General features: G+C 73.2%; 17 protein-coding genes. 7 read left to right on the top strand and 10 right to left on the bottom strand.

Annotation, left to right across the window (positions count from 1 at the left end):
* The first annotated feature begins 255 nt into the window (after nt 1-255).
* Complete coding sequence (locus P8A18_RS15875; RefSeq protein WP_306055297.1) at nt 256-663, top strand: Hsp15 family ribosome-associated heat shock protein; 408 nt, start codon at nt 256-258, stop codon at nt 661-663.
* A 40-nt stretch (nt 664-703) separates the two neighbouring features.
* Here the strand turns inward: P8A18_RS15875 and P8A18_RS15870 are convergent, their stop codons facing one another.
* Together P8A18_RS15870 and P8A18_RS15865 are read right to left on the bottom strand one after the other, a co-directional pair.
* Nucleotides 704-1669, bottom strand: coding sequence for an NADP-dependent oxidoreductase (locus P8A18_RS15870; RefSeq protein ID WP_306055295.1), 966 nt, complete (start codon nt 1667-1669; stop codon nt 704-706).
* An 81-nt stretch (nt 1670-1750) separates the two neighbouring features.
* Complete coding sequence (locus P8A18_RS15865; RefSeq protein WP_306055293.1) at nt 1751-2644, bottom strand: hypothetical protein; 894 nt, start codon at nt 2642-2644, stop codon at nt 1751-1753.
* 122 nt (nt 2645-2766) lie between these two features.
* Between P8A18_RS15865 and P8A18_RS15860 the strand changes: the two genes are divergently transcribed.
* Both P8A18_RS15860 and P8A18_RS15855 read left to right on the top strand, forming a co-directional pair.
* The gene (locus tag P8A18_RS15860; protein ID WP_306055291.1) at nt 2767-3165 is read left to right on the top strand and encodes a hypothetical protein; all 399 of its coding nucleotides are present in this window, start codon (nt 2767-2769) and stop codon (nt 3163-3165) included.
* A gap of 100 nt (nt 3166-3265) precedes the next feature.
* A complete protein-coding gene (locus P8A18_RS15855; protein WP_306055288.1) occupies nt 3266-4399 on the top strand; it encodes a MerR family transcriptional regulator in 1134 nt (377 codons plus the stop codon).
* 50 nt (nt 4400-4449) lie between these two features.
* Here the strand turns inward: P8A18_RS15855 and P8A18_RS15850 are convergent, their stop codons facing one another.
* The 3 genes from P8A18_RS15850 to P8A18_RS15840 all read right to left on the bottom strand — a co-directional run bounded on the left by P8A18_RS15850 (nt 4450) and on the right by P8A18_RS15840 (nt 6715).
* Nucleotides 4450-4872 (bottom strand): universal stress protein, encoded by a 423-nt coding sequence (locus P8A18_RS15850; RefSeq protein WP_018553778.1) that lies wholly within the window; start codon nt 4870-4872, stop codon nt 4450-4452.
* A 101-nt stretch (nt 4873-4973) separates the two neighbouring features.
* A complete protein-coding gene (locus P8A18_RS15845) occupies nt 4974-5627 on the bottom strand; it encodes an FMN reductase (RefSeq protein ID WP_306055286.1) in 654 nt (217 codons plus the stop codon).
* Nucleotides 5628-5629: 2 nt separating this feature from the next.
* Complete coding sequence (locus P8A18_RS15840; RefSeq protein ID WP_306055284.1) at nt 5630-6715, bottom strand: LLM class flavin-dependent oxidoreductase; 1086 nt, start codon at nt 6713-6715, stop codon at nt 5630-5632.
* 220 nt (nt 6716-6935) lie between these two features.
* Here P8A18_RS15840 and P8A18_RS15835 point away from each other — a divergent pair, with 220 nt between their 5' ends.
* Complete coding sequence (locus P8A18_RS15835) at nt 6936-7340, top strand: VOC family protein (protein ID WP_306055282.1); 405 nt, start codon at nt 6936-6938, stop codon at nt 7338-7340.
* Between the two features lie 550 nt (nt 7341-7890).
* Here P8A18_RS15835 and P8A18_RS15830 read toward each other — a convergent pair.
* The 4 genes from P8A18_RS15830 to P8A18_RS15815 form a co-directional block, all read right to left on the bottom strand.
* Nucleotides 7891-9852, bottom strand: coding sequence for an NAD-binding protein (locus P8A18_RS15830; RefSeq protein WP_306055280.1), 1962 nt, complete (start codon nt 9850-9852; stop codon nt 7891-7893).
* Nucleotides 9853-9881: 29 nt separating this feature from the next.
* Nucleotides 9882-14780: a DNA repair ATPase gene (locus P8A18_RS15825; protein WP_306055278.1), complete on the bottom strand. Its 4899-nt coding sequence runs from the start codon at nt 14778-14780 to the stop codon at nt 9882-9884.
* A gap of 510 nt (nt 14781-15290) precedes the next feature.
* Complete coding sequence (locus tag P8A18_RS15820) at nt 15291-17390, bottom strand: flotillin family protein (RefSeq protein WP_306055276.1); 2100 nt, start codon at nt 17388-17390, stop codon at nt 15291-15293.
* 113 nt (nt 17391-17503) lie between these two features.
* Nucleotides 17504-18166 carry a YbdD/YjiX family protein gene (locus P8A18_RS15815; RefSeq protein WP_306055274.1) on the bottom strand — a complete coding sequence of 221 codons (663 nt, stop codon included), beginning with the start codon at nt 18164-18166 and terminating at the stop codon, nt 17504-17506.
* A gap of 317 nt (nt 18167-18483) precedes the next feature.
* Here P8A18_RS15815 and P8A18_RS15810 point away from each other — a divergent pair, with 317 nt between their 5' ends.
* Complete coding sequence (locus P8A18_RS15810; RefSeq protein WP_306055272.1) at nt 18484-19569, top strand: PucR family transcriptional regulator; 1086 nt, start codon at nt 18484-18486, stop codon at nt 19567-19569.
* A 138-nt stretch (nt 19570-19707) separates the two neighbouring features.
* Nucleotides 19708-21165: an MFS transporter gene (locus tag P8A18_RS15805; RefSeq protein WP_306055270.1), complete on the top strand. Its 1458-nt coding sequence runs from the start codon at nt 19708-19710 to the stop codon at nt 21163-21165.
* A gap of 7 nt (nt 21166-21172) precedes the next feature.
* On the opposite strand, the gene P8A18_RS15800 is transcribed toward P8A18_RS15805, so the two are convergent.
* Nucleotides 21173-21703, bottom strand: coding sequence for a nitroreductase family deazaflavin-dependent oxidoreductase (locus P8A18_RS15800; protein WP_306055268.1), 531 nt, complete (start codon nt 21701-21703; stop codon nt 21173-21175).
* Nucleotides 21704-21834: 131 nt separating this feature from the next.
* Between P8A18_RS15800 and P8A18_RS15795 the strand changes: the two genes are divergently transcribed.
* Nucleotides 21835-22386, top strand: a complete 552-nt coding sequence (locus P8A18_RS15795) for a MarR family winged helix-turn-helix transcriptional regulator (RefSeq protein WP_306055266.1) — start codon at nt 21835-21837, stop codon at nt 22384-22386.
* Nucleotides 22387-22488 lie beyond the last annotated feature (102 nt).

Raw genomic sequence — 22488 nt, 5'->3', positions numbered from 1 at the left:
TCGCGTGAGTTGGGTGCGATGAATGTCCGTACTGCGGGAATTGATCCCTGGCCAGGGCGGATACGTAAGGTTAGCGGCCGGATCAGGCCCTTCGGCGGCACGGCCCGCCTGTGGGACAACTGAGCCGCAACCGAGCCCGGACCGAGTCCTGGGCAGCCGCGCCGCCGACCCCGCGCCCGCCGTTCACCTGCGCGGCAGAGGCGACGAGTTGACGTCAGGGCGTACCGCCCGGTCCTACGCTCTACAGTCGGACCCATGGTTTCCGGTGAGGCTCCGCAGGCGACGGGCAGCGTTCGGGTCGATGTCTGGATCTGGTCGGTCCGGCTGACGAAGACCCGTGCGCAGGCCGCTGCCGCCTGCCGTGCGGGTCATGTGAAGGTCGCCGGCGAACGCGCCAAGCCCGCCCAGGCGGTGCGTGTCGGTGACGAGGTGCGGCTGAGGCACGCGGGCCGGGACCGGGTCGTCGTCGTGTCGAAGATCGTGAAGAAGCGGGTCGGGGCGCCCGTCGCCGCCGACTGCTTCATCGACAACAGCCCGCCCCCGCCGCCGCGTGAGGCCGCGATCCAGGTTCCGGTACGGGACAGGGGCGCGGGCCGGCCGACGAAGCGGGACCGGCGCGAGATGGACCGCCTGCGCGGAATGGGACCCGGCCCCACCGAGTGAACACGCCTCAGGGCCCGTCCGGCGATCGTCCGGGTACGGCCTAGCAGTGCCCGGGGTGGTGCAGGACGATGACCGTCTTGCCGCGCGCCCCGCCCTCCCGGTTGCGTTCCAGGGCCTCGGGGGCCTTCTCCAGGGGGAGTTCGATGTCGATGGGCACGCGCAGGACGCCGTCCGCCGCGCCCGCCGCCAGCACGTCCAGCAGGACTGGGCTCGGGGCGAGACGGAAGTCGACGCCCCGCACGCCCCCGGGGAGTTGGGCACCGGCCGCCGCACCGCGCGTCGAGAGCGCGATGCCGCCCGGACGTACCGCGGAGGCGTGCGCGGCGAACGCCTCCGGCGCCGCCGATGCCAGGTCGGCCAGCGCGTCGATGCCGTCCGGGCAGGCCCCGCGCAGCGCGTCGGCCGGCACACCCCGAGTCAGGTCGATCGTGGCGGCGGCGCCCAACGACCCCATTCCGGCCCGCTCGTCACCGCGCACCGCCGCGATCACGCGGACGTCCCGGGCGCGGGCGAGCTGGGTCAGGCAGCAGCCGACGCCGCCCGCCGCGCCGACGACGAGCAGCGTCTCGTGGCCGCGCAGCGCCACCGCCTCCAGGATCTGCGCGGCGGCCATCCCGGCGGACGGCAGGGCCGCGGCGGTCCGGGAGTCGAGGCCGGGCGGGACGAGCGCGATGGCGGAGTCCTGCGGCACGCACACGTACTCGCCGTACGTCCCGCACCCGCCCGGCGTGCCGTCGGTGCCGCCCGCGCGGCCGAACACCGGGTCGCCGACGCGGAAGCGGTTGTCCCCCGCGCCGATCATGTCGACCCGCCCCGCGTAGTCCACGCCCACGACGAACGGGAAGGAGCCGGGGGCCGGGGCCGGACCGTCCACGGCCTGCCAGTCCTGAGGGTTCAGCGAGGCGTACTCGACCCGTACCCGGACCTCGCCCGGCCGGGGTTCCGGCTTGGGCAGCTCGGCCAGGACCGGCTCGGCCCCCGACGCGCTGACAGCGATGGCTCGCATGCGCAGACCTCCCAGTCGCCCCGGCAGTCACGTCACGCCCCACTCTTCCCCGGCCCGCGCGCCCCCGCACGCCGGCGGCCCTCACTCCCCGGCCGGCACCGGCAGCACCCGCTGCGCCCAGATCCGGGCCGCCGCGGCGCACACCGCGACGGCCAGGCCCAGACCGAAGACGATCCACACCGTGGTGTGCAACGAGTGCGTCAGCGCGTCGTAGACCGCCGCCGCCGCGCCCGTGTCGCTGGACGGCACCTCGGCCAGCACCCGGTCGCGGGCCAGGGCGATCACCCCGCGCAGCGCCAGCGCCCCCAGCGCGAACCCGGTGCCGGTCACCGCCGTGGCCGCCAGCGCGGCCAGGGCCTGGCTCCGGCGGCCGGGACCGCCGCGCACCCAGGCCAGGGCGATGGCGAGCAGGGCGAAAGCGAGCGTGCCGACGGCGGGCCACACGCTGGCGGCTCGCAGCCACCGGAAGCTCTGCCGCAGCTGGTCCGCGCGGTCGGCGGAGACCAGCTGGATGTCGGTGTGCTGGACGGGGACCTGATCGGCGAACGGCACCCCGTTCTCCACCAGGTTCCGCTTCACCTTCTCCGTGACGGGCGCCAGATCGATGGTGACGCTCTCGCCGCTCTTCCCGTCCAGCGCGTCGGTGACCGTCTCGTGCGCCGTGCGGTTGGCGGCGGTCCAGGCGTCGCGGAAGGTCCCGGTCGTGGTGAACGACTGAACGGCCTGGTGCAGGAAGTCGCGGACGGTGCTCTGGAGCGGGCCGACGTCGATCTGCTTCATCGCGCTGTCGGTGATCAGATCGGCGACGGTGTTCTGCACGTCGGAGTCGTCGGCGAGCGGCGCGACGGCCGCCACGTAACGGTCCGTGTCGTCGATCTCCAGGTCGACCCAGGCGGACAGCGCGCTCAGCGGCACCAGGACGGCCAGCAGCACCAGCAGTACCGCCGAGAGAGCCACCGAGATGTACGTCCGCACTCCTCAAGGGAATCCCGGATGGCGGCGGCGCGCCCCGGGCCGTAGCCCATCCGAGTTGCCGGACGGCATGACCAGGTGTGCCCTTGGAGGAGGAGCGGGGGCGACGAGAGGAGCTTGCTGCCATGGCCGCACACGCTTCGGTGCAGGCGCGCGGGAGGCGGCGCGCGCCCTCCCGGCACCACCCCGTCCGCAGCTGGGCCGTTCCCGTCACGCTCGGCGTGATCCTCGGCTGCTACGCGACGGCCATCGTCCGCGGCGGCGGGGTCCTCACCGGCACCCGGCTGGCCCTCGGCCTGGTCTCCGGCGCCGTGCTCGCGGTGCTCTGCTTCGGCCTGGGCCGGATACAGAACCGGCTGCCGCGCGAGCTGAGGGCCGCCGCGTACGGGGTACTGGCCGGCGGTTCGGTCGGCTTCCTCTACAGCCTGTCCGGCGCGAGCATCCTGGCGGCGTCCATAATCGGTCTGATCATCGGCCTCAGTGGGCTGCTTGCCGCGTTCTACTACTTCTACACCCGGGAGTGACTCCCGCTCCGCGCGTCGCGGCGCCCGTCATCGGTCCTTGACCTTTCCCACGGGGGAAGGCCAAGGATCGAGTGTGCCGGGGCGGGAGAGCCCGCCCGGTATGAGGAGGCGCGCGGTGACGACGGACGACGGGCAGGGGCGGGGTCCCGGCGCGGCACTGGTGACGATCGGGGCGTTCGCCCGGCTGTCCCGGCTGTCCGCCAAGGCGCTGCGCCGCTACGACGAGCTCGGTCTGCTCCCGCCGGCCCTGGTCGACCCGGTGAACGGCTACCGGTACTACGACCCGGCGCAGGTGCGGGCGGCCCGGCTGGTGGCCTGGCTCCGCCGGATCGGGATGCCGCTCGCCCGGATCAGGGAGGTGATCGCGCTGGACCCCGGCGCGGCCGCCGCCGCGATCCGGGTGTACTGGGCGCAGATCGAGGCGGAGACGGCGGCCCGCCGTGACCTCGCGGCCTTCCTCATCGACCAGCTGTCGACGGAGGACGTCATGACATCGGTAGGCACGCTCGGAATCCGCTACGCGGCCCGCACCGACACGGGTGCGGTACGGGAGACCAACCAGGACGCGGCGTACGCCGGTGCCCGGCTGCTCGCGGTCGCCGACGGGTTCGGCGAGGGCGGGGCGGGGGCCAGCACGGCGGCGATCGACGCGCTGAAACCGCTCGCACCGGGCGCGGTGCCGGCGGCGGAGCTGCTGAACATCCTGCACGACGCGGCGGAGCGGGTGGTGCACGCGGTGCGGGACGCGGTCGCGGGGAGCGGTGGGGGCGGGGCGCCGGAGGAGTCCGGGACGACGCTGACCGCGATGGTGTGGACGGGCTCGCAGCTGGGCCTCGTGCACATCGGGGACTCGCGGGCGTATCTGCTGCGCGGGGGCGAGCTGTTCCGGATCACGCACGACCACAGCCTCGTCCAGTCGATGATCGACGACGGTTCGCTGACCGAGGAGGAGGCGTTCTCGCACCCGCAGCGGGCGATGCTGCTCAAGGTGCTCTCCGGCGACGGGTCGTACGGCTTCGGGCCCGATGTGGACGTCCGGGACGCCCGGCCCGGCGACCGCTATCTGCTCTGCTCGGACGGGCTCTCGGCCGTCGTCGACGGCGGGGAGCTGGCGCGGGTGCTGGCCGAGGCGGACGGGCCCGGCACGGCCGTGCGCGGCTTGATGGAGCTGGCGGGGGCGGCCGGCGCGCCCGACAACGTGGCCTGCGCGGTGGCGGACGTCGTGGAGCTGTGACGTACGGGAGGGGGCCCGCACCACGCGTGGTGCGGGCCCCCTCCCCGCTCTCAGTTGCGGACGACCGTCACCGGGCACGACGCGTGCTGGGTGACGTGCAGGCTGACCGAGCCGAGCAGGGTCGCCTTGAAGCCGCTGTAGCCGCGTGCGCCCACGACCAGCAGGTTCGCGCCCTCCGCGCGGTCGAGCAGCGCCTGCGCCGGATTGCCGATCACCACGACCTTGCTGACGGCGGCGGCGCCCTCGGCGCCCAGCGCCTCCTCCAGCGTCTCCGTGAGCGACACGGTGGCCAGCGCCTGCGGGTCGAAGTCCTCCGGCAGGCCCGGCATCATCGATGCCCAGCTGGTCGCGGGGTACTCCCAGCTGTTGACCGCCTCCACCGTGTCGCCGGTCAGCTGCGCCTGGCGTACGGCCCAGTGCAGTGCCTTGACCGACGACTCGGAGCCGTCGACGCCCACCACGATCCTGCCCATCTCTGCCTCCAGCTGGGTTCTGCTGTTGTGCTTGGCCTTCGGGATACGCCTTCCCGTACGACTCTAGTCAAAACGGGCGAAAGAGCGATCCCCGGGGTCGGTCAGGCCGGGCGCAGCGCGGCGAGCTGCTGCGCGAACGGGACCACCTCGTCGTCCGGGCCCGGCGCCCTGGAGGCGCCCGAGACCGTGCCGCCGCCCGTGACCGCGTGGGCCAGCTCGCCGCCCGCGCGCCGGATGCGGACCGGCAGGCCGTCCGCGTACGCGTCGCCCGCCGCGCCCCAGTCCTCCGATGCCGCGTACACCGACGTCGGCAGCGTGACCGCCCGCAGGTAGGCGAAGAGCGGGCGCATCGCGTGCTCCAGCACCAGCGAGTGCCGGGCGGTGCCGCCGGTCGCCGCGATGAGCACGGGCTTGCCGGTCAGGGCGGTGTTCTCGACCAGGTCGAAGAACGACTTGAACAGCCCGCTGTACGAGGCGGTGAAGACCGGTGTGACGGCGATCAGGCCGTCCGCCCCGGTCACCGCGGCGAGCGCGTCCTCCAGGGCGGCCGGCGGGAAGCCGGACACCAGGTGGCCCGCGATGTCCACGGCCAGGTCCCGCAGCTCGATCACCCGGACCTCGACCGGGCGGTCCTGCCCGGTCTCCAGCTGCTCCCGCGTCGCGGCGGCCAGCCGGTCGGCCAGCAGCCGGGTGGACGAGGGGTTGCTGAGCCCGGCCGATACGGCGACGATCCTCAGCGGTTCGGTGGCGAACACGGTCAGTTCTCCTTCGTGATCGTGGCGGCGACGGCCGGGTGCAGCGGCGCGGTCTCGGGGACTCCGGCCGGCCGCAGCGCGGCGAACTCCTTGCGCAGTACGGGGACGACCTCCTCGCCGAGGATGTCCAGCTGCTCCAGCACCGTCTTCAGCGGCAGCCCCGCGTGGTCCATCAGGAACAGCTGGCGCTGGTAGTCACCGACCGCGTCCCGGAAGGTCAGCGTCCGCTCGATGACCTCCTGCGGGGAGCCCACGGTCAGCGGCGTCTGCTGCGTGAAGTCCTCCATCGACGGCCCGTGCCCGTAGACCGGGGCGTTGTCGAAGTACGGGCGGAACTCGCGTACCGCGTCCTGCGAGTTCTTCCGCATGAACACCTGGCCGCCGAGGCCGACGATCGCCTGCTCGGCGGTGCCGTGGCCGTAGTGCGCGTACCGCTGCCGGTACAGGTTCACCATCTTCCTCGTGTGCTCGATGGGCCAGAAGATGTTGTTGTGGAAGAAGCCGTCGCCGTAGTACGCGGCCTGCTCGGCGATCTCCGGGGACCGGATCGAGCCGTGCCAGACGAACGGCGGTACGCCGTCCAGCGGGCGCGGTGTCGCCGTGAACGACTGGAGCGGCGTCCGGAACTTGCCCTCCCAGTCCACGACGTCCTCCCGCCACAGCTTGTGCAGCAGGGCGTAGTTCTCCACCGCGAGCGGGATGCCCTGGCGGATGTCCTTGCCGAACCACGGGTACACCGGGCCGGTGTTCCCGCGCCCCATCATCAGGTCCACGCGGCCGTCGGCCAGGTGCTGGAGCGTCGCGTAGTCCTCGGCGATCTTCACCGGGTCGTTGGTCGTGATCAGCGTGGTCGAGGTCGACAGGATGATGCGGTTCGTCTGCGCCGCGATGAAGCCCAGCGTGGTGGTCGGTGAGGAGGGGACGAACGGCGGGTTGTGGTGCTCGCCCGTCGCGAACACGTCGAGCCCGACCTCCTCGGCCTTCCGTGCGATGGCGACGGTCGCCTTGATCCGCGCGTGCTCGCTCGGTGTCGTGCCGGTGGTGGGGTCGGTGGTGACGTCCCCGACGGTGAAGATCCCGAACTGCATGGCGTCCGCCTCCTGGCCGAGTGGCTTGTTTGGTTGAACGTTGAACTATTCTTGCACACGGTACAACGGGGGGCTGGGGGGTTGTATTCCTCGGACATGAGCGCGGGGTCCGGTCCCTGAGGACCAGGACCGTTGGCCGATGTGCCTGGCCCGTGCCGGTGCGTACGCTGCGGGCTCCGGTGCGTGGCCGTGCGTGCCGCTCGATGAAGGAGGGCCGTCTGTGTCATTCACCGGAGAGACCCACGTCCGGCTGGCCCGACCGTCCCTGGATCTCGCCGCCGCCGAGCGCTTCTGGGTTGCCGGGCTCGGGCTGACGGTCCTCTTCCGCGCGGATGCGGGGCGGGCGCCTGGTGCGCATGACCTTCTCATGGTGGGGCATCCGGACGCGTCCTGGCATCTGGAGCTGACGTCCGGCGGCGACCACCCTGTGCGGCCTCGCCCCACCGACGACGACCTGCTCGTGCTGTACCTGGACGGGGCCGTGCCGGATGAGCTGGTGGCACGGCTGCTGGCGTCCGGCGGTACGCGGGTCACCTCGCCGAACCCGTACTGGAACGAGTGGGGCGTCACGGTGGAGGACCCGGACGGGTACCGGGTTGTGCTGTGCCGGCGGGGGTGGGGGTGAGGGGGCGGGGGTGAGGGGTGCGGGGGTGCGGGGTTCCGTCCTCAATCGCCGGACGGGCTGGGGGTGGCCCTCCTCCGTGGGGTGCGGGTCGCCCACCGTCCGGTGGGTGGGGGCGGGGTCCCTCCGGGCAGACTCCTCAAAAATGGCGTGTTCACCCAACGACGCGGAGGACCCGGGTCGTACGCCATTTTCTGCGGGGACTCCCCTGCACGCCCCCACCCACGTCCACCTGCGTCTGCACGCCAGTGGTACGTCTACCGCAGACGCACGACGGCCGGTCCGGGGGCGTGCAGGGGAGTCCCCGCAGGACGACGAACGGATACCCGGGTACGGCTGCGTACCGGCGGAACGTTCGTCGTCTGAGGAGACGCCCCGGAGGGACCCCGGACCCCACCCAGGGCGCGCAGGCGTGCTCTTCAGCCCGTCCGGCGATTGAGGACGGAACCGGTCGGCCCGGACCGGGGCAAAGCCCGCGGGGGCCGGCGCCGCATTCAAGCCGGTCCGGCGATTGAGGACAAAGACTCGCGCCCCGGACCGGGGCAACCGAACCTCAGCGCCGCGTCAGCGCCCGCCGCCCCAAAAGCTCCGCCAAACCGCGGCGGGTCGCGGCGACCACCACGCGGTCCGTGGGGCGCAGGACGTAGCCGGGGTGGAGGTTCCAGACCAGGCCGCTCTGCTCCGCCGGGGCGCCCGGCGCGCCCGGCGGTGCGGGCGGGGCCACGTCCAGGGCCAGGACACGCCACGCGCCCGCGCGAAACGCCTGCTCCACCGTGCGCCCCTCCAGCTGCGGATGGCCCGCCACCTCGATCGCGGCGAAGAGCATCACCTTGCGCTCGACCGGGATCGCGCCCAGGATCTGCCGGCCCATCATGGCGACCGCGAAGGAGGGTCCGGCCAGGTGGGAGACGGAGCGGGAACGGGTCAGGGCCTGCGGGTGGGCCGTGCGCAGGGTGCGGTAGACCGCGGTGGCGAACTCGTCGTCGAACAGGCGCACCGTCACCCGCAGGTTCGGCTTGAGCGAGCGGGCGTAGAGCGCGGCCTCCAGGTTCGTCGTGTCGACGCTGGTCAGGGCGAGGAGGCCGCGGGAGCGGGTGATCTTCGCGGCCTCCAGCACCCCTTCGTGGGTGACGTCACCGAGGACGACCGGCACGTGCAGGCGGCGGGCCACCGCGATGCCGCGCGCGTCGGGGTCGTCCTCCACGCAGACGACCGGGATGCCCAGCTCCCGCAGGTGGACCAGGACGCGGGTGCCGATCTTGCCGAGGCCCAGCAGCACCACATGGCCGGACAGGCCGCGCGGCGGGCGGCGCAGGGAGGAGGCCGTCCGCAGGGAGCCGAAGGCCTCCAGGACGCCGGCCACCAGGAGGGGGAGCAGCATCAGGCCGGCGATGCCGGAGAGGATCTGGATGATCTGGCGGGGCGTGGGGTCGCCGATCGCCGGGTCGCCCATCGCGAACAGGTCGAGGAGGGTGAGGTAGACGGCGTGCAGGGGGTGGTCGCCCGTGGTGACCGAGGAGGCCACCGCGAGGCCGAGGACGGCCAGCCCGACGCCCAGTGCCGACCACCGCAGCCGGCGCGAGAAGAACTGGCTCAGCGGGGCGCTCCGGCCGCTCATCCGGGGCTTGGGCGCGGCCGGGCCCGACTGGGTGACGGCCTCCAGGACCACCGTGCCGCGTCCGGCGGCGGCCGCCACCTGGTTCTGGTCGGGGAGGAGCTGGGGGCCCTCCGCGCCGCTGCTGTCGGAGCCCTCCGCGCCGGCCGGGTCGTGGGTGGTGGAGGAGAGCAGGGCCAGTGTGCACAGGGCGGGCTCGGCGACCTGGCCCGGCCGGGGCGGGGTGCGTTCGGCCGCGCGAAGGAACAGGCCCTCCGCCCGGATCACCCGGGTCGAACCGGCGAGCGCGGTGGCCGCGAGGGCGGGGGCGGCGGTGTCGGCGTCGGACAGGACCGTGGTGGAGGCGTCCAGCGCGGCCTGGTCGATGCCGGGGGACGCGAGGGCGGCCGCCTGGTCGAGCAGGGTCTCCAGATGCAGGCCGAGCTTGCGGTTGTAGAGCCGGATCACCAGCCGGACACGGGGGTTGAGCCGGCGGGCGGTCAGCGCGGCCCGGATGTTGCGCTCGTCGTCGTCGTAGACGAGCGCCACCGCCGACGCCGTGTCGATGCCCGCCTCCTCCAGCGACTCGTCGGAGGGTTCCGCCGCCTGGAGGATGCGCACCGCCTCGACCCCGGCGTTGGTGTCCCCGTCCGAGCCGTGGGGCAGCCCGCCCCCGTTGCGGTTCATCGCGGACGCCATCCGGCCGAACAGCGCGGCCGCCCGGCCGCGCCCGCTCAGCGGCGACTCCGGTCTGGCCGCGCCCGGCTCCGGGGGCACGACGAGGGTGACCCGTTCCCCGTAGACGTAACGCAGCTCCACGGCGAGCCGCTGGGCGAGCGCGTCGTCGCCGCAGACCACCATGTGGCCGGAGAACGGGGAGGGTTGGGGTTGCTGGGGGAATGAGGACACGGAACCCAGCATGCCTTGCTCCCTTCCGCGGATCAGTAGGGTCAGCCGTTCTCCTGGCTTCCGGCCGGCGGCCTGGACAGCAGGTGGCGCGGGTCCGCCGCGCGGCCGATCGCCGTCTCGACCGCCGCGATCCGGTCCGCGAGCAGGCCGAGCGCGGCCACCGCGCGGGTCATCGGGTCGCCCTCGGGCCCGCCGAGCGCCTGGGTGCGGACGTACGAGGAGCAGAGCGCGGCCCAGCGTTCGGCCTGCCGGCCGGTGAGCGTGCCGCGCAGCGCGGCCAGCTTCAGCAGGGCCGCCTCGGCGCCGTTGGTCAGGGTCTGCGCCTCGCCCGCGTAGTGGTCGTCCACCACGGCGGACAGCTCGGCGTCGTTCATCACGGGCGAGATCCGCTCCGCGATCCGGTTCATGTTGCGGTACGAGCCCTGGAGCCGGAACGGCGGTTCGGTGCGCGTGGCGTCCGTCTGCGCGGCCGACGCGATGTACGCGGCGTTGACCGCGAGCACCGTGTCGCGGGCCCGCAGCAGATGGCGCAGCACGGCGGTGATCCGGTCCACCTCGGCCGGGGCATAGGGGTGTTCGAGCTGTTCGGGGCGGGCCGTGGGGTCGGCGGCGGCCAGCCGCAGCAGCAGCGTCAGGTCGTCGCGGGAACGGCCGGCGAGCGGGGCGAGGACCGGGTTGGCGGTGAGCGCGTTCTCGACGAAGCTCAGCGCGAAGACGTCCTCGCGGCCGCTCAGCACCTCGCCCAGGTTCCACACGTCGGCCCGGTTGGCGAGCATGTCGGGGACCTGGAAGCGCTCGCCGGACTCGGTGTACGGGTTGCCCGCCATGCACACCGCGAACCGCTTGCCCCGCAGGTCGTAGCTGCGCGGCTCGCCGTCCCGTACGCCCTCGACGCGGCGGGTGGCGTCGCACAGCGGGATGAACTTCTGGAGGAGTTCCGGCGAGGTGTGCTGGATGTCGTCCAGGTAGAGCAGCGTGTTGTTGCCCGCCTCCAGTGCGAAGTTGATCTTCTCGATCTCCTGGCGCGCGGTGGCGCTGCCCCCCTGCGCCGGGTCGAGCGAGGTCACGTCGTGGCCGAGATTGGGGCCGCTGATCTTGACGAGGACCAGGCCGAGCCGGTCGGCGACGTACTCCATGAGCGTCGTCTTGCCGTAGCCGGGCGGGGAGACGAGCAGCAGCAGGCCCTGCGAGTCGGTACGGCGGTCGGCGTCGGCGGTGCCGAGCTGCTTGGCCAGGCTGTCGCCGATCAGCGGCAGGTACACCTCGTCCAGCAGCCGGTTGCGCACGAACGCGGACATGACGCGCGGGCGGTGGTCGTCCAGCCGCAGCCGGGTCCGCTCGGCCGAGACCAGGGTGGTGCGCCTGCGCTGGTACGCGCGGAAGCCGGGGACCGTTTCGATGCGGAACCGCTCGGTACGGGCGAGGAGTTCGTCGATACGTACGGTGAGCCGGCCGCGGTCGACGCGGGGGTGGACGCCCAGGAGGCCGTCCACGGTCTCGGTGAGCGGCGCGTCCGCCTCGTAGCGGGCGAGCAGCGGCTCGGGGCACAGCTCCACGGCGACGGCCTCCGCGAGGTCGCCCGGGTCGATGTCCGTGCCGCTCGCCCCGGCGTACGAGGTGAGCCAGCCCTCCACGAGCTGGCGGCGGGCCGGCAGGTCGTCCGCGAGGGCGGCGAGGTCCTCGTCGTACGCCGAAGTGCCGGTGGCGTGGCGGAACTTGTCCAGGAAGGCGCGGACGGCGGCGCCCGTCACGAAGCCCTCGGGGCCGCCGGTCAGCTCCTCGAAGAGGTACGCGGCGACGCCCCCGGAGCCCTCGCCCGGGATCACCGACGCCCACTCCTCCTGGAGCGCGGCGATGGCCGGGGCGAGCCCGAAGGTCTCCCGGGCGCGGGCCAGCGAGCGGGCGCGGCGGGTCCAGGAGGTGCGGCGGGCGTCGTCCGCCTCATGGGTCCAGAACAGCTGGGCGGCGGCCCGGACGGCGGGCGTGAAGCGCAGCAGGCCGGCGTCCGCGTGCAGCCGCAGCAGCGCGCCCAGGATCGCGGTCGCGTCCTCGTCGTGGACGCCGCGCTGGTACCCCTCGTCGTACGCGGCCTGCGCCGACTCCCGGACCCGGGTCGCGAGTTCGGTCTCCCCCAGGGCGGCGAGCCGGTCCGCGCCCTGCTCGGCGAGGAGCCGGGCCGCCAGGTGCTCGCCCCGGTAGACGGACGGCGACTCGGAGGGCAGCGACTGCTCCCAGTACGGACGGGTCGCGGCGAACTCCGGGTCGGTGACCGGCATCCGGTAGTCGGTCCCGGTGACCGCGAACGCGAGGCGGTCGTCCTGGGGCACCAGCGTCAGCTCGAACGGCTGGGTGTTCACCGCGAACCGGTGCCGGCCCAGCCGGATCACCGCCCCGCCGTCCGCGTACAGCTCACTGCGGTCGCGCAGCGCCCGGCCCGCCTCCTGGCGGGCGGCGAGCAGCCGGCCGTCCAGCTCCTCGGCGCGCACGGTGTCGCCCAGGCCGCGCAGCTCCTCGGCGGTGCGGCGGATCTTGGCGACCATCGGGTCGGAGGCGAAGTACGTGTGGACGGCGTCCGGGTCCGGCAGCGCGGCGCTGCGGCGGGCGACCGTCTCCAAGACGCGGGCGGCGGAGTCCGCGAGGCGTTCGGTGCGGCGGGCGAGGGCGTCCTGAAGGCTCTGCCTGCGCGCCGAGAACGCCTCGTACACCTCCGTCCGGCGCTCGCCGAGCTCCGCCAGGAAGTCGTCGAACTCCGCGAACCGCGCCTCCAGGTTCTCCAGCTGGAGCAGCAGCCTCGCCAGCTGCTCGTCGCAGGAGTCCGGCGTGTCGGCGGCGGCCAGCGCGGCCGTGACGGCCTGCCCGAGCAGCGCGGCCTCGGCGGCGAACTCGGCCCGGCCCTCGTGGTCCAGCAGCGTGCGGCGGCGGGCGTCGAGCGTGGCGCGGGCCCGGTTGACGGCGCCGAGGACCTCCGCGATCCGCTCCAGGATCGACGTACGGACCACCCCGTCGCCGATGTCGAGCCCGGCGACGACGTCCGTGACCGTGCTCAGGCCGTCGGTCATGCCGGCCAGCCGGTCCCCGAGCGCGGAGGCGTCGGAGACCGAGGCGATCTCGCCCGCCTCCTCGGTGAGGCGGGCGATGTCCTCGTGGTAGCCGGCGAACGCGTCGTCCCTGGCCAGGAACGCCACCGCGCGCCGGCCCGCCGCTTCGATGTCGTCGTTCGTGGTGGCGGTGAGTTGCGCGATGCGCTCGGTGTCCGCGTACCGCATCTCGGCGAGCGTCGCCAAGTGGCCGTGTGCGCCGCGTAGTTCGGTCAGCCTCTCGACCCACTCGGCGGCCGTGCGCGGGGCCTCGCCGCGGACCCGGCGGACCATGGTGGTGATGCGGTCGGCCGTCTCGGTGAGCGCGTCCGCGGCCTGCCGGGTCAGCTCCTGGACGGCCTCGAACTCCGCCACGACCTGGCGGGCGGTCTCCCGCAGCTCCCCCAACGGGTCGGCGAGGTCGCCGAGTTCGGTGTCGCCCAGCCAGTGGTAGCGGTCGCCCGCGCGGACGCAGTCGGTGACCAGCCGGTCGTACACGGCGGCCGTCGGCGTCGTCTCGGACGCGGCGTGCGCGAGTGCCAGGCAGTCGGAGATCCCGCGCACGAGGTCGGCGTTGCCGACCCGGGCCAGCGGACCGTCCCCGACGGGGCGGGAGGCGGCATAGGTGTCGGAGACGTACGGGGTCTGCCAGCGCTGCAACGGGTGGACGCGGGCCGCGCCGCCGTCGCCGCCCTCCACCGGGTCGCGCAGGACGACGAGCGTGCCGTCGTCCAGCAGCGCGTGGCCCCGGCCCTGGAGCGGGGTGGCCACCTCCTGGCGGATCACGTTGTACGGCAGCAGCAGGCTCCGCCCGTCCCGGCGGGAGCGGAAGACGTAGAGCACGTCCTCGCCGTTGGGGGAGCGGACGGCGTCCTCGAAGACGGGGTCGGTGAGCGGCTGCGCGATGTCGAAGGTCCTGGCCTCGCCCGTGGTCAGGTAGAAGCCGCCGGGGAAGATGATCCCCTGGTCCTCGGGGAGCCGTTGGCAGGCCGGTCCGATGCCGTCCAGCCGGGTGACGGTGGAGAGCAGCGCGTTGAAGACGAGGTAGCGCCTCGCCTCCTCCTTGTACGGGCGGACCCGCAGCAGGACCAGCGGGCCGAGCTCCGCGTACTCGACCTCGGCGTCGGCGAGCGACTGGAGCGGTTCGGTGACCGGCTCCTCGTAGATGCCGTCCGGGGTGTCCGTGTCGTTGACCGTCTTGACGGTGAGGCTGCCGCCGAGCGTGTCGACGTACAGCTCCGCCTCGCAGCCGATGGCGATGTGCGGGTGGCGGCCCGCGATGTGGGACTCGCGGCCGGCGGTGGTCCAGGTGAAGTCGTGCGACGGCGGGAACACGTGGTCGCGCTCGCCGCGCGCGTCGAGGAACGCGCCGGCGGAGCCGTCTGCGTTCAGCGCCCAGCGCAGGACCCTGATGTCCTCGGCGGTCTCGCCGGTACGGAACACCGCGAGCAGCCGGCCCTCCGTCCGGCGCAGCCGCAGCAGGCGGGCGTCGCGGAAGTAGCGGTGCAGCCCGTCGAATTCGCGGACGAAGGACGTGTCGGCCAGAAGGCCGTCGGTGCCGGGCGTGAGGTCGGCGTCGTGCAGCGCGAGTACGTCGTCCACGGCCGGCTCCCCGCGGTGGCCCGCGCCCCGCTCGAAGCCGAAGAGGAGGCGGCCGCCGACCGCGACGAGGTCGCGGGGGACGGAGGGGCGCTGGGTGTGGATCTGCTCGCTGCCCAGCAGCCGCAGGCCGGTGGAGCCGAACTCCTCGGTGCGGCGGGTGTTGAGCGATTCCGCCCGGCGGGCGAGTTCGGTGGCGTGGGTGCTCAGGCGGCGGCGCAGGACGTCGTAGTCCCCGGCGGTCGGTGGGGTCACGGTGTCCATGGGGTGCGCTCCTTTGGGCGGGGTGCGGGTGCGGGTGTCGGTGGGGCGGTGCGGGTGGTGGTCCGCCGGGCTTGTTGTCCTCAATCGCCGGACGGGCTTGAACTTGCCGTTCGGGCGTCCTCAATCGCCGGACGGGCTTGGTTTTGATCTGCGGGTTGGCTTGAACGTGCGGTTCAGGCGTCCTCAATCGCCGGACGGGCTTGGTTTTGATCTGCGGGTTGGCTTGAACGTGCCGTTCAGACGTCCTCAATCGCCGGACGGGCTTGGTTTTGATCTGCGGGTTGGCTTGAACGTGCCGTTCAGACGTCCTCAATCGCCGGACGGGCTTGAGATGCCCGCCAGGCGGGCCCGGAAGGAGCCGGGTGGGCCTGGGAGAGGCCGGCGGGGCTCGACGGGGCCCTGGCGGGTTTCGACGGGGCCGGTTCGGCTTGGGAGGGGCGGGCCCACCCAGCCCGTCCGGCGATCGATGACGGACGGGCTGGGGTCGGGCGTTCGGGCGACGGACTCCGGTCAGCCGACCGGCTTGCCGTTCAGGCCCGCGGCCGTCACGGTGGACACCGGGACGTCCGCCAGACCCAGCGACTTCGCGTGGTCGAGCAGCGCGCGGACCTGGTCCGTACCGACCCCCGACGACGGCGCGGCCATCATCCGCATCAGCAGCGCCGACACCGTCATGTTCTGCACATCACCCGTGGACACCGACGACAGCACCCGCGTCAGGTCGTCCGTGAACGAGGACTCGCCGTTCAGCCACGGACCGGCCAGCGCCTTCGCCGTGTCGGAGTTGCCGACGAAACCGTCCAGGCTCTTGCCCATCGAGATGGACGAGACCAGCCGGTCGAAGAAGACCGAATCGCCGCCGACGATGTCGATGTCGGCGTTCTCCAGGCCGGTGGCCAGCACCGTCGCCTGCGCCTCGGCGACCTGCCGCTGCACATCGAGTCCGGCGAGCCGGATCTCCTTCTCGGCGGCCAGCCGCAGCCGGTACTCCTCGTGGCCGCGCGAGGCGTCGTCCAGCGCCGCCATCGCGGCCGCCTTCTCGGTGAGGCCCGCGGCCTCCGCCTTCAGCTTCTCGCCGATCATCGCCGCGTCGGCCACGGCCTGGGCCTGCGTGCCCTCCGCGTCCGCGAGGGCCTTGAGACGGGCGCCCTCCGCCTCGGCCCTGAGCCGCGCGGACGTCGCCTCGGCCTCGGCGAGGCCCGTCTTCTCGATCACCTCGGCCGCCGCGTCCCGTACCTGCACGTCCGCCAGGCCGGGCGCGGCCGACTCCGCCTGCACACCCTCGGCGAGCCGCAGCTTCGCCTGGGCGTCCAGGTCCGCGGTCCTGAGCCGGGCCTCGGCGAGCGTGAGCTGCTCGGCGGCGCGGTGGGTGGCGGCGGCCTCCGCCGCCTCCGCGGCCTTGATGTCCTTGACCAGCCGCTCCTGCGCCTCCGCCTCGGCGGCGATGATGACCGACTTGCGGGTGCGCTCGGACTCCTCGACCGATCGCAGCGTCTTGATGGACTCCTCCTGCTCGGCGACCGTACGGTCCACCGCGATGCGCTCGCGGATCACGTCGGCGACCTCGCGGCGCTCCGCCTCGACCTCCTTCGTCGCGGCGATCCGGTTCAGCTCGGTCTCGCGCTCGCGCCCGATGACCTCCAGCATCCGGTCCTTCTCGATGCGCTCGTTCTCCACGGCGATGACCCGCTCGCGGTTCTTCTGCGCGACGGCGATCTCGCGGGCCTGGTTCTCCCGCTGGATGCCGAGCTGCTCCTCGGTCCTGATGAACGCGGCCTGCGCGCCCAGGCGCTCCTCCTCCTGGACCCGGGAGGTCACGGACTCCTCGCGGGCCCGCAGGGTCTCGACCTCGCGGCGCTGCTTGATCTCGGCCTCGGCCTGCCGGCGCTCCAGCTCCAGGATGGTCTCCCGGGCGTCGACGTCCTGCCGGGTGATCTCCTTCTGCTCGGTGCGCTGGAACTCGTTGGTCCGCACGTGCTCGATCGCCGTCAACTCGGTGATCTTGCGGATGCCCTGCGCGTCGAGGATGTTGGCGCCGTCGAGCTGCGCCATCGGCGTCTGCTCGAGGAAGTCGATCGCCGCGTCGTCCAGGTGGTAGCCGTTGAGGTCGGTGCCGATGACCCGGATGATCCGGTCCCGGAACTCCTCGCGCTTGGTGTAGAGGTCGACGAAGTCCAGCTGCTTGCCGACGGTCTTGAGCGCCTCGGAGAACTTGGCCGCGAAGAACTCCTGGATGGCGACCTTGTCGCTGGCCCGCTCGGTGCCGATCGCCTGGGCGACCTTGATGACGTCCTCGACGGTCTTGTTGACCCGGACGAAGAACGTGATGTGGATGTCGGCGCGGATGTTGTCCTGGCAGATCAGGCCCTCGCGCCCGGTGCGGCGGATCTCGATGGTCTTCACCGAGATGTCCATGGACTCGGCCTTGTGCAGCACCGGCAGGACGACGGCACCGGTGAAGGTCACGTCGACCTTCTTGGTCTTGGAGATGATCAGGGCCTTGCCCTGCTCCACCTTGCGGAAGAGGCGGGTGATGATCAGAAGGAGGGCTACGGCGATGAGCAGGACCACGGCGATGAGCAGGCCGAGGCCCAAGGAGATGGCTTCCATGACAGTCCTTGGCGGCTGGTGTTACGGAATTGAGCGGTTCTGGGGGTGTGGTGGCGCGGCGGCGCACAGCCCGGCGGGCCGGGCGGGCACATCGCGCCGGTGAGGAGGACGGCTCAGGCGGTGGAGCCGGGAGCCGTACGGCCCTTGCGGGGCAGCTCGGCGGGCGGTGGGCCCGGGTCGAGCGCCTTGTCGTAGGACGAGACCCAGAAGAACTCCCCGGCCTCGTCGTACGCGTACAGCAGGCCCGTGTCGCCCGAGGCGAGCTCCGCGTCGGCGGACGGCAGCCGGCGCACCTGGACGATGGCGGTCGACCCGTCGGCCGCGGCGACCTCGGCCTGGCCGAAGTCGGCGCCGACCGAGCCGGTGCGGATCGTGCAGACCCGGCCCAGGAAGTCCTGGCGCGATGGCGGGGGCTGGTCGGGGAAGAAGCGGCGGAAGTGGTGGACGAGCAGCCGCACCGCGCCCCAGGCGAGCAGCAGCGCCCCGGCGAGCACCCCGGAGGCGAGCACGGCGCGCACGGCTCCGGTGGTTCCCGAGCGGTGCACCAGGACGGTGCCGGTCAGGGCGGTGAACCAGCCGACGGCGACCATCAGGGACACCGAGACGGTGACCGGTACGCCGCCGACGCCCGCGAGATCGGTGTCGACGTCCGTGTCGAAGGAGTGGTGGTCGGCCGCGCCGGCCAGGACGAGCAGCCAGAAGGCGATGACGACGACCAGCGCCGCGGCGAAGAGTACGGCCGGGAAGGACAGTGCCGCGTCCAGGAATTCCCGCATCGTTTTCCACCCCCTGCCGTCCCGCCGGCAGCACTGCCGGCGCTTGCGCGGGCCGGGCGGTGACCTCGGCGCCGCCGCGGCGCCTGTCGACGCCGCCGCGGCGGCCGGGCCTTCCCCCGATCCCCCGTGCACCTCCGTGATCCCCCGTGATTCCCCCGTGGTCCCCCCGGTTGGTGCTGACAGGATCGTGTCATCCGGGGGTCTCCGGTCGCATTGCCGGATCACGGCAATGTTTTTCGTTCCCCGGTGCCGGGCACCGGCACCGGCCTTCGTACGTTGGGCAATTGTCGATGCTGTAGCGGAACGGAGACGAACGCGTGGCGGAACCGGAGATTCCCGAGAGTTTTCTGGAGGGTTACGCCCAGATGCTGGGCGAGACGGCCGTCTCGGGGCGGCGGCCCACCCGCGAGGAGCTGGACATCCGCCGGGATCTCGGCCGGCAGGCCGCCGAGGCCGGGCACCAGCTCCGCGCCCTGGTCCGCATGCACCTCTCCGAGACCCGAACGGCCTGGCCCGCCGCCGCCCCCGGCGCCTCCCCGGCCTCCATAGCCGCGTCCACCGACAGTGTGCTGGCCGCGGTCGAGCAGGCGGTCGATGCCTTCGCGGACGGCTTCGAGCGGGCCCAGCGCCTGACCGTGCGCCGGGAGGAGGCCGCCCGGCGGGAGTTCATCGACGACCTCCTGTACGGACGCAGCAATCTGGGCCGGCTGGCCGAGCGGGCCACCCGGTTCGGGCTGCGGCTCTCGCGCGCCCACGCCGTCGCGGTGGCGACGGGCGCCGAGGCGTACACCGAGACCGACGCCGTGCCGCGGCAGGTGGAGTCGGCGCTGCTGGCCCGGTTCAGCGGGCGCAAGATCCTGCTCACGACGAAGGACGGGCGGATGGTCTGCATCGCGCCCGGCAGCCAGCCCGACGTCCTGCGGTACTTCGCGAAGCAGGCGCACGCCGCGACGGACGGCGGCCGGGTCGCGGTCGGCCGCGCCCACCGGGGCCCCGGCGGGGTGGTCCAGTCGTACGACGAGGCGCTCGACGCGCTGGACCTGGCGGACCGGATGGACCTGGACGACCCCGTGCTGTACGCCGCCGATCTGCTGGTTTACCCGGTGCTGACCCGGGACCGGCAGGCGATGGCCGATCTCGTGCGCAGCGAGCTGGGCCCGCTCCAGAAGGCCAGGGGAGGGGCCGAGCCGCTGCTCAGGACGCTCTCGGTGTACTTCGACGCGGGCTGTGTCGCCGCCGAGACGGCCCGCCGGCTGTCGCTGAGCGTGCGCGCCCTCACCTACCGGCTCGAACGCATCCACCAGCTGACCGGCTCCGACCCGACCGACCCCACGCACCGCTACACGCTCCAGACCGCGGTGATCGGGGCCCGGCTGCTTGACTGGCCGGCCAAGGAGCTCTGAGCCGCTGAGCCGCCCCTCGCTGCCGGGTCCCGGCAGGGCGGGCGGGCCCCCGTTTCTCCACATGCGGGGACGGCGGCGTCCGCCTAGCGTGATCAGCCGGGGGGTTTCCGGTGACGCGCGCAGCGAGGAGACCGCCCCATGGTCCGTGAACCAGGTCCGTCCCACCGCTGGTGGGTGCTCGGGGTGATCGGTCTGGCCCAGCTGATGGTGGTGCTCGACGCGACGATCGTGAACATCGCCCTGCCCTCCGCCCAGCAGGACCTCGGTTTCAGTGACGGAAACCGGCAGTGGATCGTGACGGCGTACGCCCTCGCCTTCGGCTCGCTGCTGCTGCTCGGCGGCCGTATCGCGGACCTGGTGGGCCGGCGGGTGGTCTTCCTGACCGGTCTCGTCGGCTTCGCGGTCGCCTCCGCGATCGGCGGCGCGGCCCCCAGCTTCGAGATCCTGGTGCTGGCACGGGCGTTGCAGGGGGTGTTCGGCGCGCTGCTGGCCCCGGCGGCGCTCTCCCTGCTGACCACGACGTTCACCGTGCCGAAGGAACGGGCCAAGGCCTTCGGGATCTACGGTGCCATCGCGGGGGCGGGCGGCGCGGTCGGGCTGCTGCTCGGCGGGGTGCTCACCGAGTACCTGGACTGGCGCTGGTGCCTCTACGTCAACCTGATCTTCGCGTTCGTGGCGTTCACCGGGGGCTGGCGGCTGCTGACGGCCGGTGCGCCGACCGACCGGCCGAGGCTGGACATCCCGGGGACGGTGCTCGTGTCGGCCGGCCTCTTCTGCATCGTGTACGGCTTCTCCAACGCCGAGTCGCACGCCTGGGGTTCGCCGCTGACCTGGGGGTTCCTGGCGGCGGGCGGGCTGCTCCTGATGGCGTTCGCGTGGTGGCAGACCAGGGCGCCGCACCCGCTGCTGCCGATGCGGGTGGTGCTGCACCGGGACCGGGCGGCGTCGTACCTCGCGATGTTCATCTCCGGCGGCGGCATGTTCGGCGTCTTCCTGTTCCTCACGTACTACTTGCAGAAGAGCCTGTTCTACTCGCCGGTCTCCACGGGTCTGGCCTTCCTGCCGATGGTCGCCGTCATGATCGTGTCGTCCGTGACGACGACGAACGTGCTGGTGCCGCGGTTCGGCGCGAAACCGGTGGTGCCGCTCGGCATGGGCATCGCGGCGGCGTCGATGGTGTGGCTGACCGGCCTCGACCTGACCAGCAGTTACGCCGCCCATGTGCTGCCGCCGACGCTCTGCCTGGGGCTCGGCCTCGGCATGGTCTTCGCCACCGCGATGAACCTGGCCACGGCGGGGGTGGGGGCGCGGGACGCCGGGGTGGCCTCGGCCATGGTCAACACCAGTCAGCAGGTCGGGGGTTCCATCGGTACGGCGCTGCTGAACACCCTGGCCACCAGCGCGGCCACCAACTACCTGGTGGGCCGCAGGCCGACCCCGGCCGTCGTCGCCCAGGCGCAGCTGGAGAGCTACGACACCGCGTACTGGTGGTCGGCGGGCTTCTTCGCCCTCGGCCTGCTGGTCACGCTGATCCTCTACCGGCGTGGCGCGCCCCGCCCCCATCTCGCGGAGGAGCCCGAGCCGGCGCGGGTGTGAGCGGCCGTCAGCGCTCCGGCCGGGCAGGGGGTGCGGCGCCCTCGGTCAGCCGGACGAACGGAATGGACTCGCCGACCCGCCGGTAGTCCTCCGCGCTGCCGTCCACCGTGAACCCCATGTAGGCGCAGAGCCTGCGGGCGACCCTGGGGTGGCGGGGCGCGTACCGCGCCATCAGCTCGCCGCCCTCCTCGGCGGTCAGGACCTGCGCGGTCACCGCGTGGAACCTGCGGCCGACCTGCACGGTGGCCTGCGGGGTGTGTTCCAGATTGCGGTACCAGTCGGCGCCGGGGCCGAAGCCGGACGCCACGGTCCAGCTCGGCCGGTCCGCGTGCGGGGCGGCCTCGACGACCTCGATGGCGGTCCGGCGGGAGAGGCCCGAGACACGGCCGGTGTGGACGAGCAGCAGCAGCCGGCCCCCGAAGAGCGGCCCGAGCCCCATGCGGAACATGTGGACGGGCAGCCGGAAGGCGGTGCGCCGCCAGCCGGTCGGCGGGGCCGGGCGCCGGGGAGCGGGCGAAGCCGCGGGTTCGTGCGTCACTGTGCAAACGTTGCACGATCCAATGGTCGGTGCCACCGTCGCACGCGGACGGTCCGATACCGGTTGGGCACCATTTCGGCATCGGACCACCGCGGGTTCGAGTAAGAAGCCCGCGCGCGGTAAAAAGGGGCATGGCCGCGCACGGACAGGCACCCGATGACCCCCCGAACGCTCCCGACCGGGATGACGTCGACGCGGTGACGCGCGCGGTGCTGACCGCGTCGCGGCTGTTGGTGGCCGTATCGGCCCGGTCGCTCGCGGCGGTCGAGGACCGGGTGACGCTGCCCCAGTTCCGGCTGCTCGTGGTGCTCGCCACGCACGGGGACGCCAAGCTCGTCTCGCTCGCCGAGCGGCTCGGCGTCAACCCGTCGACCGCGATGCGCATGGTGGACCGGCTGATCGCGGCGGGCCTGGCGGAGCGTCAGGTCAACCCGGGCAACCGCCGTGAGACGGTGCTGCGGGTGACCCCCGAGGGGCTCAGGCTCGTCGAGGAGGTGACGGCCGGCCGCCGCCGGGAGGTCGCTTCGATCGTCCAGCGCCTCGCCCCCGGGCAGCGCGCCGCGCTGATCGACGCGCTGCGGGCGTTCACGGACGCGGGCGGCGAGGCGGCCGCCCCCGCCGAGGGCACCGACGCCTACCCGCTGGGCTGGCCCCCCGACCTCCCGGCCCCGCAGGGCACCTGAGCCGGAGCGCGGCGGCCAACTCCTCCGAAGAAACGATTGCTCAGAGGTGGTCGTCCCGCGAAGGCAGTCGTCACCCCGGGGCGGAAGGCGCTGAGCGGCCCC

Origin of the sequence: Streptomyces sp. Mut1 (genome assembly GCF_030719295.1) — a bacterium.
Classification (GTDB): domain Bacteria; phylum Actinomycetota; class Actinomycetes; order Streptomycetales; family Streptomycetaceae; genus Streptomyces; species Streptomyces castrisilvae.
Note: the sequence above shows the minus strand (reverse complement) of the source record. Positions and strands in the feature narration are given on the sequence as shown.